The sequence below is a fragment of the Streptomyces sp. NPDC045701 genome (genome assembly GCF_056432045.1).
Genome location: NZ_JBWKJV010000073.1, coordinates 1 through 13,452, shown reverse-complemented (window position 1 = coordinate 13,452; position 13,452 = coordinate 1). Strand labels below are relative to the sequence as shown.

The window sequence follows — 13,452 nt, the reverse complement described above, 5'->3', positions numbered from 1 at the left end:
TCTTCCCGAAACTCCGGGGTGTACTTGCTCGGTGGTGCCACTTCTTGCGTCCTCTTTTCCGTTCAAGGCAATCCTATTGGACGTCTGTCCGGAAATCACTCGGAACCGGCGGCGTCCGCCCCGCTCGCCATCCAGCGATCCTGCCAGGTCTCTCCAGGCTGGCCTTCGAGCCAGTCCAGCAGCTTGCTCAGACCCCGCCGACGGGACTTGTCGCGGATGAGGCCCGCCGTGGGGTCGGTCAACAATCCCAGCAGCCGTTCGACCAGGCTCTCCCGGCTCTGACGGGTCTGCCACCAGCTCGCCTCGCAGGCTCGCGGTTCCCACTCCAGCGACTTGTCCTCCTCCGGCGACTCGACGGCCTTGGCGACGTCGGCCTGCACCATCGGATTCACCGGCGCTCCCCGTTGGCGGTCGATGTGCCGAACAGCGCTGCCAGCACTTCGGGACGGTAGCCGGGCGCCGGCGGGGCCGGTGGCTTGGCCTGCTCGGTGCGCTGCCGCTCATGGTGGGCCAGGACACGGGCGACGACCTCGTCGGGTGTGGGAGCGATATAGATCTCCGTGGTGCTGATGTGGGCATGCCCCAGAACCCACTGCACGTCGGCGAGGGTCAGATTCGGATCGCGGACCATCCTCTTGGCCGCGCTGTGCCGCAGGTCATGCAGTGTCCAGTTCGCACCGAGAAGCTGGTTGGCACGGGTGAAGACCATCCGGGCAGCGTCGTACTCCAGCGGGCGAAAGGGCCGACGAAGCGTCCACCACAACGGCTCCGACGGGCCCTTGGGGACCATCCCGCGCAGTTCCTGCTGGTAGAGCCGCAACCACACGAACGCGTCCGCGGACGCCGGAAGGTGCTGGAGGATCTGGCTGCCCTTGCGGACCACGCCGATTGTCTGGTCCTCGGGCGCGACCAGGCCCTGCTCGACGCCGAGCAGCTCAGAGGCGCGGGCGCCGGTGGAGATGTAGAACGCAATCAGGGCCCTGTCCCGGTTGCATTTCAACGCGGCGAACAGGTCGTTGAATGCCTGGTCAGGAATGATCCTCGGGGTCGGCTTGGGCTCCTTGGGCTGATAAGTGCCCCGGCGGGCGGGGCGCCGGAACGGCTGCATCGGGTTGTGATGCGCATTCGGATTGCTCTCCTCGGCGGCACCGCCCTGAGGGAACGGGTTGATCAGCGGTCTGCCGTGCGTCTCGCGGTGGTACTCGTAGAACGATCGGATCACCGCGCGAGCGTGCCGCCTGGTCCGAGCGGCGTAGTTCTCGCTGGGCGCGGCCTTCCCCGTGATCGGGTTCACCGAGCCTGGTGCGGGCGCGTCAGAACGGCGCTGCCGCGGAGGCTTCTTCGTGGTCTTCAGCCACAGTGCGAAGTCGCGGGCCTCGACCCGGCTCGCGAGATGCCAGGGCACATCCACGGCGTGTAAGAACCGGACCCACGCCAACAGCTCATAGGCGTAGGCCCTCAGCGATGCCGGACTCGCGTCGTCGGCGAGCATGTGGTGCAGAAACTCACTGACGGCCGCCACCTCGGTGCCATCAGAGTCCAGGAGCCGGAACGGCCGCAGCGGGTCACCGCTCTTCTCGACGCGGCCGACCCGCTCCACCCTCAGGGCCGCCACGTCCCGGACCGTCGTGCTGTGCTCTGGCATTCATACCTCCGCTGGCCTGCGTACTCGACGACACGCGATGAAAGCAGGTCCGCCCCACCACACGCAGTGACCAACGAGGTCCAGCCGGAGCCAGAAGCCCCGTGCGGTTACGGCCCGTTGATCTCGGGCGAGGCCCTGAATGCGTCACAGTTAGTTCGGTCAACGGGACGTGCTCATGGACGCAGGGGGTGCCGAAGTCGCGTGCGCAGACGCCCAGCGCCACCTTGCGCAGTTCGAAGTGGGCCAGGAAGTCCTGCCACTCCTGCGCGCGGTGGGCTCGCGGTACTCCTCGCTCGGCCTCAGCGACCGGCGGCGGGCGATGAAGGACCGGTGGTGGTTGATGACGTCCTCCGGGTAGATCGCGGCGTATCCGAGTGTCGTGTCGACCGTCCGGTGACCGCAGATACGGGCGGCGATGTGCGGGGGCAGCCCCGAGCGGAGGGCGTCGGTCACGAGGATTCCTCGGAAGTCGTGTGGCGTGTAACGGAGTTGCTCGTTGGCGGGTCCGGTCAGTCCGCTCGCGGCGAGGGCGTCGTTGAGGCAGGTGTAGATGTAGTTGCGAGGGATGGCGCGGTCCTCCGGACCGCAGCGGCGCTGGAAGAGGAACGGCATGGGCGCACTCCAGAGCCGTTCCAGAGTGTCGTAGGCGGCGACCAGGGGCATGGCCTGCTGTCCGCGCCGGACGCGGTGGATGATCGCTGTCAGCACCTCGCCGAGTTCCGGCGAGACGATCAGCAGCCGCTCCTGGTCGAGCTTGGACGGGGCGACTTGCAGCATGGGCACGATCTCGCCGGTGGTGGGCCGCTGGTAGGCGACGAAGCTGTGGTGGGTGAGCTCCAGTGCTTCCTCGATGCGCATGCCGGTGTGGCGGAGGACCTCGACGATGGCCCAGGCCCAGAATGCCCGTTCTTCCTCAACGGTCAGATCCCGGCGCCGGCCGGTGGCCGGGTCGTCGGCGTAGACCCGGGACGACACCCCGGCCCGGCGGACGAGGGTCTCGCTTGTCGGCGTGGTGAAGGGGGCTCCGCCAGAGGTCTCCCGCCCGGTGGCGAGACACATCTGGGCGTCCTTGAGCTGGCGCTCGACAGCTTTGACCAGGGCGGGGAGCGCGGGAAGGAGGGTGCGGGTGCGCTGGTCCATGGCGGCTTTGCGGCGGGCGCGGTTCTTGCTGTGGTCGGTGTCGCTGCGCGGACCGGACAGGGGGCGACCCACGGGCCCCACCGTGCCGGTTCTTCGGCGGCCCAGCGGGCGAGGTCCTGGTAGAACGCCCGGACCCAGCTGAAGATGGTGTGCGCGTTGACCCGCGGCCGGACGGGGATGCCGTGACGGTCACGGACCATGCCGACGCGTTCCTTCCAGGCTGTGACGGTGTCGGTGTCCAGCCGCAGCGAGTCGATGACGGGGTGGGTTTCTCCAGGTCACGCCAGAACAGTCCGGCCAACGAGCGGGCCATATCTTGGAGCGTGGTGTAGTCGACGTCCACCGCACGCTCGGTGAGGTAGTCGACCAGGAGGTCGCGTATCGGGGTGCAGGTGATGCCGTGGCGGTCGACCAGGGCTGCCGGTGTCAGCTCCCGCAAGGCGGCTGGCGTCTCAGGCACGCGCGCTCCGACCACGGGCAGCGACAGCGGCAGGTGATGGAGAGCCTCGTAGACCTTGGCGTGGAAGCCGCAGGAGCACGCGGTGAAACTGGGTGTATGGCTCTGTCCAACGCCCGTTCCCGCCGCGCGGGGCTCCCCGCCGGTCGCGTGGCGGTACGGGAGCAGCTCGGGCTGATCTGACCGGGACAGATCAAGAGGCACCCGGGCCGGGGACCCCGCCGTCCCCGTCAGGCACCTCTTCCCGCGCCAGGTGCGCGGACGAACACGCTTCGCCCTCCTTCGCCACCGCATCCCCCTGCGATAGCGGCACACTTCCCTCACCACCGAATCGCCTGGCGGTGCCGGGCTACAGGCGACAGGCGACAGGCGACAGGCGACAGGCGACAGGCGACAGGCGACAGGCGACAGGCGACAGGCGACAGGCGACGGTCAGAGCGGGTCAGTAAGGAGCACGCCGACGACGGGCGCGTATGGCTGCTTTCCTTACAGTGTCCCAGCCCTAGTGGTGGCCATTTGGTGGGTGCCAGCCGTGGCGGAGGGGCGGGTTGACTTGATGAGCCCCGTTTGTGTGTTCCGCCGTCTCTCACCGAGGTTGTTCTATGTCCCCCTCCCTGCCTGTCGGAGCTGGTTTGGTCGCGGAGCAGGGTGTTGGTGGGGTTTTGCGGTGGTGTGGGTTGCGCCGGGTGGCGTTGGCGACGGCTGTGGTGATGGGGGTGTCGGCGGTTCCGGTGGTGTCGGCGGTGGCTGCCGATGCCCCGGGTGGTGGGGTGCCGGCGCCGGTGTCGGGTTCGGTGCCGCTGGGGGATGCGGCCGCAGGGGCGCTGGATGAGCGCACGGGCCTGTGGCGGATGAGCCTGCCGCTGGTCACGCTCGGGGGGCGTGGGGGTCTGGATGCGTCGGTTTCTTTGTCGTATGACCAGCAGCTGGCGGCGGCGGGGGTGGACCGGCATGGTCTGGGTGCGGGGATGAGTCTGGGGGTGTCGTTTGTGGAGACGGAGGGCGGGGTGCGGGTCTTCCCGGCCTCGGGGGGCATGTTCGAGGCCGATGAGGCCTCCGCGACCGGCCTGAAGCGCTACCCGCTGAAAGATTTGGAGTTTGAGCGCAGGGCGGGCACGGTTCCGGCCCGCGACGGCGTCCCGGCCCGCCCTTACAGCTACGTGTTGTCGTATGAGGACGGGCGGGTGGATTACTTCTCGGGTGAGGGGGATCTGCTGGGGCGTGAGGACCGGTCGGGCAACCGGGTGGACTGGGTGTGGGGGTCGGGGCACCGGCTGGTGCAGGTGGTGGACACCTACGGGCAGAAAGCCACCCTCATCCCCTCCGCGACGGGTATCACGGTCACCTCGCCCGCCCGCTCCGACGGGCGGACGCCGAAGATGCAGCTGAAGGCCGAAGGCGGCCGTCTGGTGCAGGTGAGCGACCCGGCCGGGCAGGTCACCACCCTCGCCTACCGTGCGAGCACCGAGACCGGCAACAAGCCGTTGTTGAGTGAGGTCGTCACCCCCGCCGGGGCACGGACGGCGGTGGAGTATCAGACCGCGGCGGGGATGAGCGTGGTGAAGACGGTGCGGGTGACCGACCGGGGCGGGAAGGACCTGGTCGCGCCGAAGAGCTTTTCCCTGGTGCCGGTGGACGGGCAGCTGCACAATCACGCCGGTTTCCCGAAGTACCAGCACACCACCTTCGGCCTGTTCGACGCAGCCGACGCTGCCGCCCAGGGCTACCGGTACGCCACCGAGCTGTCGGACGGGGTGTCGGTGGTGCGCTCCACCTACAACAAGCTGCACCTGCTGCAGGAGCGCGAGACGTTCCTGGTCGCCGGGGACAAGCGGGTCAGCCTGCACAAACAGGGCCTGGACTACACGGGCGAGAAGGACGAGACGCCGCCCTCACCGTCAGCGCTGCCGGCGAACTACGCCAAACCCACCGAAGCACGGGTCACGCACCTGGGCCCCGGCGGCAGGCAGCGCACCACGACCGAAACCGCCGTCTTTGATGATCACGGCCGGCAGGTGGAGCGCAAGGATGCCACCGGGGCGGTCACCCGCACCGAGTACGGGCCCTACGGGCAGCCGGTGAAATCGGTCACCACCGGCACCGACGGCACCGTCGCCGAAACGAAGAACACCCTCACCCCCGACGGCAAGCATGTTGCCGCCAGCACCGAAGCGGTGGCGAACAAGCCGGGCGAAACGCCCAGGGCACGTACCACCACCAGTTTCGAGGTCGACGGGCACGGTGAGCTGGCCTCGAAGACCGTCACCTGGGCGGAGGGTGCACGCCCGGAAGGCGATGAGGGGCCGCAGAAGCTGACGGAGACCTACACCACCAGCATCGACACCGGCGCTCATACGCGTACTGATGCGGTGACTACGCCTGCCGGGACGGTGAAGCAGGTCACCGATCTGGCCACCGGCGAGGTCGTCGAAACCATCGATGCGGCGGGCCGGGCGTCGAAGACGGTGTATGACGATGCGGGCCGGGTGGTCAAGGAGACCGGGCCGGACGGGCGGACCGTCACCGCCGCCCACACCTCCACCTCCACCACGCTCACCACCCCCGACGGGCATACCGTCGTCGAAACCCGCGACTTGCTGGGCCGTACCCTCGCCAAAACCGACAACGTCGAGGGTGGGAAGATCACCGGTGACCCGGGCGCGCGGACGCTGCAGAAGGTGGAGTACTCGCCTGACGGGCTGACCGCCACCACCACGGACGGTGCCGGGCGCAAGACGGTTACGACGAACGATCTGCTGGGCCGGCCGGTCAAGGCGGTTGCCCCCAACGGCATGACACAGCTCTTCTCCTACGACGACGTCGCGAACACCAAAACCACCGCCATCCTCCCCGCCGGGGAAAGCGACCCGGCCAGGGCGGTGACCACTACCACCGAGAAACTCGACGACGCCGACCGCGCCATCGCCTCTTCGACCCGTCACGCGGACGGCACCCCTGTGCCCGCAGCCAGCCAGACCTTCGACGGGCTTGGCCGGCAGCGGGAAGCAACCTCTGGGGATGTCACCACCCGCCTCGCCTACGGCACCGGCGGCATGGTCGACAAGGCCACCCTCACACCGGCCGCGCCCCAGGTGTTCCCCGGTGGTGAGGTCACCGCCGAACCCCGCGGGGACCTGACCGGCGGACAGGTGGTCAAAACCCTCGGCTCGGGTGAGGAGAAGCGGTCCGGGACCATCCTGAAGCGGGACGACGCGGGCCGGGTGATCGAGGAGAAGGACCCCGTCGGCGGGATCACCTCCACCGTCTACAACGATCGGGGTGAGGCGGAGAAGGTGACCCGTCCGGACGGGTCGGTCACCACTACCTCCTACGACCCGGTCACCGGCCGGATCACCGGAACCACCACCGTCTCCCCAGACGGCAAGCAGGTGGTGAAGAGCGCCTGCACCTACGACAAGACCACCGGCCGGGTGCTGGAGGTGTTCGACCCCGCCGACAAGACGGGCACGGTCATCTCCTACACCTACGATGCGGACGGCCACGTCACCAAAGTCACCTACCCCGACGGCAAAACCCTGACCCAGGAATACGACACCCACGGCCAGCTGACCGCTTCGACCGACACCGCCGGCGCCCGCACGCTCTACACCCGCAACGACGACGGAACGCTGCGCTCGGCGAAGCAGACCGGTGCCGGCGGGAAGGTGCTGGCCGAGGTCACCTACACCTACGACGGGCTCGGCCGGATCGAGAAGGCCGAACGCGGCAACAAGGTCACCACCCTCTACACCTTCACCGGTGCCAGCCAGGTCAAGACCGAGAAAACCGTGCGGGCGGACGGCACCCTGGTCAGTGAGGCCGCCTACACCTACGACTCCCACGGCAACCTCACCTCCCGCACCGACACCCGCCCCGCCGTCAATGACACCGGCGCGGTCGTCAAGGACGACAAGGGGATGGTCAGCAACACGACCACCACCACCGCCTACCAGTACGACGCCTACGACCGCCTCATCCACTCCAAGGTCAGCAACGACAAGGGCCAGCCGGTCACCGAGACCGCTTACACCCTCAACGTCTCCGGTGACATCACCCGCTCCGAGACCACCCGCCACGACCAGGGCGGCAAGAAGAGCGTCACCGAACACGTCATCGACCCCGCCGGACGCCTGACCGCTATCACCACCGACGGGCAGAAGAAGACCCAGGAGTTCGACCAGGCCGGAAACCTGATCAAAGACCACCGCGGCAACACCTGGACCTACAACCCCCACAACCAGCCCGCCTCCGTCACCACCCCCGACGGCACCACCACCTACACCTACTGGGCCGACGGATCACGCGCTACCGCCACCACCACCCCCACCAGCACCACCGGGGAAGGAACCGGGCAAGGCGGTGCGACGGTCACCGGGTTCTACTACGACCCCGTAACCGGCACCATCACCAACGACACCCACACCACCACGGCCAGCAGTGGTGAGGGGGCCGCACAGGCGGACACCATCACCGGCTCCTACCTCCAAGCCGCCACCCGCGAAGCCCGCACCCTCACCACCAGCCAGGCTGGCACCCAGGCCGGGGCGGCCGATGCGGTCCAGGCGGCGAACACCACCGGCGGCGGATACCTCCACCACGACCGCCACGGCAACACCACCACCCTCACCACCGGTGACGGCCAGATCAGCGCCGCCTGGCACTACACCGACTACGGCCAGCACACCACCCCCACCACACACACCACCCTCCCACCCCAAGGCACACCCGCCACCGCAACGGCGACCACCAGCACGAACACCAACCCAGCCGCGACCGCAGCCGGCGCCAACCCCTTCACCTACGCCGGCGAATACACCAACCCCGTCACCGCCACCCAGTACCTCAAAAACCGCCTCTACGACCCCAGCCAGAACCGCTTCACCACCCGCGACCCCGCACCCCAGCACAACCGCTATTCCTACGCCGACGCCAATCCCATTACCCGGCTCGATCCAACCGGTCACTCCGCCGAGCCGGACTGGACTTCGTGGCTCACCATCGCCCTGGCCGGATTCGCCATTGCGGCGTCTATATTCGCGACCATTGCCACCATGGGCCTAGCGCCAACTCTCGCGATGGCGGGACTTGTACTAGGAACAGCATCTGGCGCGCTCGAACTTGTTGCCGCAGTAAATGAAGCGACCCAGCTTATCGCGGATGATTCTACGGGAAGGTCCATTGAGTACGCGGCTCTAGGGCTCGGAATTGCTGGAGCGATAGCAGGTATGGCGAACTCTGCGATCGGTGGCGCATCCGTCGCGTTGTCGAGGATGAGTAAGGCCATTAAAATAAAGCCGGCAGTGCTGAATCCGGAGGCCCCCAAGTTGCCGCCCCCAACGAATAGGGTGGGGCAGTTGGATGCGAAGATCCAGAAGGTTCGCAAGGGGGGCGTGCGAAATGACAAATCAATGTGTGCCGCCACTGCACTCGCTTTTGATAAATGCGAGATGGGGGATAAGGTGACACTCAAGCCTGAGGTGCGGATTTTTGATTATGCACAGTTTGCCCGCAAGGCCAAGATTCCGGGGCAGTGGACCGGTATCCTATCTACAGAAGAAGCCCTCAAGTATATGCTCGGGAGGGGCAATGGGACGAAATTCATCCTCATGGGTGGAAGTGATAACAACCTTGGATGGCGCTTGACTAACTTCGCATTCCCTGGGAAATTCGGGCACTTCTTTAATGCGGAAAAAATAGACAATGAAGTATACGCAGCCGATGCATTTTTTGATTTGTGGGGAAATGCATCGACGGTGATGCAGCAACCTTACTACAACGGAAATTGGCGCGTCCTGATCACCGCGGAAGACGTCTCTGTGATTCCTCACCCGATCTGAACAGGTCAAGGTATGTACGGACGGCTTTAACGGCGCGGCTGATGCGTCGTCGATGGATTGTCTGGCGAAGGGAAAGGGAGTCGGCGTAGCCAAGCAACGAGCTCGTGCTGTGCGATGTAGTGCTGCCAGGAGGCTCGGTCTTGGTGCCTGATTGAGAACCGGTCACGGTAAGTGGAGTGGCACGTTCGGGTGGTGGGGCTGTGAAAACCCGCTCGGTGGGAGCTTGTGCATCTCCTTGCGCGCTGCCGCCAGCTCGCGGCGCAGGGCCTCGTCCATTTTTGCAACAGACTCTATTCTTACCAGGCCACCTACATGATCACCGCGACTTTGATCAAACACCCCTGCCCTGCATCTGGCCAGCTCAAAGTGAGATGGAAATGCCTCAACTCTGCGACGCGTTCGTCTCCCTGGCCTGCAGCCTCATCTGATAGGACGCCCTCAATAATCCTGAATCATGAGCGTGTTACGAGCTCTTAAGTAGAGAATTCCTGCAACACCTGACAGAATTCGTCCGGTGCCGTGAAGATGGGCAAATGCCCCTTTCCTTCGAAGCCTTATATTTTTGCGTTTGGCAATGAGCGGACAGGTGCTCTGCTGCCCGATAAGGGATCAGCTGGTCCGTAGTCCCATGCGTCACCAAAGTGGGTACCACCACATTACTCAATAGAGAGGAGACATCTTCGTCGGGGTCCTCATCATAGAAGCTCAAGATCGTATCGCGGGGAAGTCTCGTCATCCCGTCTATAAGAATCTTTTTGAGTTCCTCGGTTCCTGGTTCACTGTACATAAACGTGCCGAGGAGATCAAGCAGACCGCGCATATCTCCTCGCCTGAGCGCCTTAGGCACTTCCACCCAGTAGTCAGAATATGTAGCGAGTCGAGCCCTCCTTCTGCAAATGAGCACCCTACGGTAATCAATTTACTTACGTATTTCGGCTGGGTAGCAGCGAGACGAATCAGCAGATTACTGCCTCGCGACAAACCCACGCCGATGACTGGGTAACTTGCGGCTGTTTCCAGGACCTGCGCAAGGTCCTTGGTATGTTCGGCGAACCCGAACGGTCGCACCAGGGCATCCGATTTTCCCGTTCCTCGGCAATCTGCGGTAATGACTCGAAACCTGTCACGCAAGCGCTCAAGGATAGGCTGAAAAAGCGCAAGCCCATAGACTAGGGGATTCACAAGAAGGATTGTCTTGTCGCCATCCCTATGGCTGTAAAAAGTGATCCTTGCGCCGTCTCGAAAGGCAATTTCCTCCTGATGCAACTTCTTTCTAATGGCCTTCTTGCGCCCCTCTGAAACGGAGCCCTGTCTGGCCGTCTCGTAGTATCTGTTGGCCGCGACCAAATCGCCGGCCAAGCCGGTCAAGTCGCCGAACAGAACCAGCGCGTCGGTTTCCACATTGATATTCTGCCGCATGCACGCCGCCCTCGACGCAAACCCCGCGTTCAGTTTCTGAGTGCGCACGGCGCCCATCCCGCCCATCAATGGACCTGTGGGCCCGGCCGGTGCGGCCGGGCCATGCGGGGGTTGGGGTGCGGGGAATGGGTCAGACGCCGGAGAGGTTCTTGATGGCCTCCAGCGCCTGGCGCGGTGAGGTGACCGCGTCACGGCGCGCGGCGGACTTCCCGCCGCCGCGGCGCTTGCCGCCGCCCTTCTTGGGCGCGTCCTCCTCGTCGTGGCCCGGCTCGGGGCCGAACTCGCCGGACCGGGGCGGCTCGGTCCAGTCGAACCACAGGCCGCGGGCTTCGAGCTCGCGGATCTCGTAGTCGGTGAGGGTGGTGACGGTGTCGGGGAAGTAGCCGTCGATACCGGCCTTGAAGTCCATGTAGAGGGTGCGCAGGACTTCGGGCTGCTTGCCTTCGACGATCCAGCCGACGCCGCCAGTGTTGGAGTCGGCGGGGGGCTCGGGCTCGCCGCGCATGATCCGCTCGATGCGGCCCTCTTCCTCGGCGGAGAAACTGCGGGGGAGCGGGTCGGGGATGTGCTCGGAGGGGATGCCGAGAGCCCGGAACATGTCGCCGACCTTCTTCGGCGCGACCTTCAGCACGACCGGAATCGAGTTCTCGCGCAGGTTCTCGCACAGCAGCTGCGTGAACCCGTCCTGCACGTAGACGGTCTGGCCTGCCACCTTTAGGCCGACGCCGTACTTGCGGCCCTTGACCGACACCAGCTCCGCCAGGTCCATGATCTCCGCGCCGTAGTCGCCGTGACGGGCGGCGGACAGGAACTCATCCAGATAGGCGCTGAGCATGCGGTAGGGGCAGCCTGGGCGGGCCGGGTCCCACTCGTGGACCTGGCCGTCCTCCCACAGCATCTCGCCGCGGCTCTCCATGAGCGCGACCATGGCCCGCAGGAGCCAGATCATGTAGAGCGCGCCGACGCCGTAGCGGGCGGTGTGCCTGCCCAGCGCGGCCGTCTTCTCGTCCGGGGCTTCGGTGGCGAGCATGACCACGGCCCCGAATAGCGCGTCGGCTGCGACGTGCAGGCCCATGAGCTGGGTCTTGCCGCCGCCGGACGGGGCGACGAACAGGCCGTGGGCCGCGCCCCAGTCAGTGTAGATGCGGTTGCGGGCGGGCTGGCCGTTGCCCAGGTGGCCGGTCACCCACCGGCCGTCCTTGTCCGGGGTGAGCAGCTCGCGCGTGGCGGGGAAGACCTGAGCCAGCGGGCTGGAGTCCCACAGAGAGACCAGGACCTGGTTGCCGTCGACGGTGACGAACAGCCGGCCTTCGTCGTACCGCGTCTTCAACGCGGCGGCCAGGGCGCGCTGGGTGACGCGCGGTGCGCCCATCTCGTCGGGGACCTGGGCGACGTAGTGGGTGACCCGGCGGGCGTGGTCGCGGACCTCCCTGACGAACTCCGAGCTGGGCACCGGGCCGCCGTCGGCGCCGATCCGGTCGGCCCACCACTCGCGGTGGCTGGGGGCCTTGCGGCGCCGCTCCGCGGCGTCGGGGATGACGTGGACTTCCTTCCAGCCGGGCCCGCCGCCGCGGCTGTGCTGGCGGGCCACATCCTCGATCCGCACATCCGTGACGTCGACCTCGAACGCGGCGGCGATGGCCTCTTCGGTGAGTCCGGAGATCGGCAGTCCGGCTTCGGCAGCGCGCAGCAGCAGCGACAGGTCGTGCGGCATGCCCTCGTGCGGGGTGGCCTTGACGACGATGGTCCGGCCGGGCATGCCGCGGGTCTCCCACAGCAGGCGGACCTGCCGGGTGAAGTAGTCGGCGCCGTCGTCCGGCTGCACCGGGGACGGCGCGGCGGGCTGCAACTGCGGGGCGGGGGCCGGGGCGGCGAGGGCTGGCCGGTGACCGCGGCGGGTGTGCCGGGAGAACGGCAGCACCAGCAGGCCGGCCGCCGCCCACCCGGCGGCGAGCAGGGCGTCCAGGCAGTAGGGGCCCCAGCCGGGGGTGTGCCGGGCGGCGACGTCGACGGCGGCCGCCAGCACGAGCGGCGACCAGCGCAGGAATCGGCGTCCCGCTCCGGGCTCGTCACTCTTGTACGCCAGAACCCAGCCGCCGATCGGCGCCGGCCATCTGCACGGCCGCATCAACGGGGCTGCCGGAAGAGAGGTTCGGAGCCACGGCGAGGACCGGGGCGGCCAGGGTGTAGACGGTGCGCTCCAGGGCGACGCTGCGCGGCACGGACACGGGATGGTCTCCTTCGGGAGTGACGATGGGCGGCCCCGCCGTCGATGGCGGGGCCGCCCATCAGGGACTAAACCCGAGCTGTTCCAGAAGCTGCCGCTGCGGGTCTACCGGCCCGACGGGGCCTCACTGGGCGACATTGCCTCCGCCGCCCGGGCCAGTGCCCGCGCCGAAGGCCTCGGCCTCCTGGTCGTGGACTACGTGCAGCTGGTCGAGACCGAGCAGTCCCGCAACATCACCCGCGAGCAGGCCGTCGCTGGCAGGAGACGCCTTGAACGCCGCTGTACGGCGCGATCACGGCCCGGGCAGACGCTTTCCCGCCCCGGCCGTGATCGTCCCGCAGCGGCCACACAGCCGATCATGAACGGAGGTGCCCTCGTGGGCATCGTGGACGACGGCCTGAACCGCGCCGTGCAGCAGGCATTCACCCGCCCCATTCCCAAGAGCGCGGGGGCGCAGATGCGTTATCTGGTCAAGCAGCTCAAGGGCACCCGCGCCGCGGCGCAGCAGCTCGGCGTCTCGCAGCGCACGGTCGAGCGATACGTCAAAGACCAGATCCGCCGGCCCCGGCCGGACCTCGCTCAACGCCTGGCCGACGCGGTGCGCGAGCGCTGGCAGCCGCGGGTGCGCGCTCAGTGCCTGACTGAGAACCGGTGACGGTAAGTGGAGTGGCACGTTCGAGTGGTGTGGCCTGGAATGCCTGCAATGACGCCAGAGCTCCCGTAACAA

Annotated in this window: 5 protein-coding genes and 2 pseudogenes; 2 read left to right on the top strand and 5 right to left on the bottom strand. The window is 66.8% G+C overall.

What is annotated here, in order from left to right:
- Positions 1 to 95: 95 nt before the first annotated feature.
- The 3 genes from AC07DW_RS31155 to AC07DW_RS31145 all read right to left on the bottom strand — a co-directional run bounded on the left by AC07DW_RS31155 (position 96) and on the right by AC07DW_RS31145 (position 2,857).
- Positions 96 to 392: a hypothetical protein gene (locus AC07DW_RS31155; protein ID WP_478861017.1), complete on the bottom strand. Its 297-nt coding sequence runs from the start codon at positions 390 to 392 to the stop codon at positions 96 to 98.
- Positions 389 to 1,645: a tyrosine-type recombinase/integrase gene (locus AC07DW_RS31150; protein WP_478861016.1), complete on the bottom strand. Its 1,257-nt coding sequence runs from the start codon at positions 1,643 to 1,645 to the stop codon at positions 389 to 391. The genes AC07DW_RS31155 and AC07DW_RS31150 overlap by 4 nt, the downstream gene beginning before the upstream one ends.
- A 159-nt stretch (positions 1,646 to 1,804) precedes the next feature.
- The gene (locus AC07DW_RS31145) at positions 1,805 to 2,857 is read right to left on the bottom strand and encodes a tyrosine-type recombinase/integrase (protein WP_478861015.1); all 1,053 of its coding nucleotides are present in this window, start codon (positions 2,855 to 2,857) and stop codon (positions 1,805 to 1,807) included.
- Positions 2,858 to 3,928: 1,071 nt separating this feature from the next.
- Here AC07DW_RS31145 and AC07DW_RS31140 point away from each other — a divergent pair.
- Positions 3,929 to 9,079 carry an RHS repeat domain-containing protein gene (locus AC07DW_RS31140; protein WP_478861014.1) on the top strand — a complete coding sequence of 1,717 codons (5,151 nt, stop codon included), beginning with the start codon at positions 3,929 to 3,931 and terminating at the stop codon, positions 9,077 to 9,079.
- Between the two features lie 741 nt (positions 9,080 to 9,820).
- Here the strand turns inward: AC07DW_RS31140 and AC07DW_RS31135 are convergent.
- Both AC07DW_RS31135 and AC07DW_RS31130 read right to left on the bottom strand, forming a co-directional pair.
- The gene (locus tag AC07DW_RS31135; RefSeq protein ID WP_478861013.1) at positions 9,821 to 10,498 is read right to left on the bottom strand and encodes an alpha/beta fold hydrolase; all 678 of its coding nucleotides are present in this window, start codon (positions 10,496 to 10,498) and stop codon (positions 9,821 to 9,823) included.
- Between the two features lie 130 nt (positions 10,499 to 10,628).
- Positions 10,629 to 12,726 (bottom strand): annotated as a pseudogene (locus tag AC07DW_RS31130) (chromosome segregation protein ParM).
- 357 nt (positions 12,727 to 13,083) lie between these two features.
- On the opposite strand from AC07DW_RS31130, the pseudogene tpg reads away from it, so the two are divergent.
- Positions 13,084 to 13,359: pseudogene (tpg, locus tag AC07DW_RS31125) on the top strand (telomere-protecting terminal protein Tpg); the annotation flags it as partial.
- Positions 13,360 to 13,452: the final 93 nt, after the last annotated feature.

Bases quoted from the DNA above. Each gene is read 5' to 3' on its own strand.
- AC07DW_RS31150 (WP_478861016.1), bottom strand. From the start codon at position 1,645: ATGCCAGAGCACAGCACGACGGTCCGGGACGTGGCGGCCCTGAGGGTG.
- AC07DW_RS31135 (WP_478861013.1), bottom strand. From the start codon at position 10,498: ATGCGGCAGAATATCAATGTGGAAACCGACGCGCTGGTTCTGTTCGGC.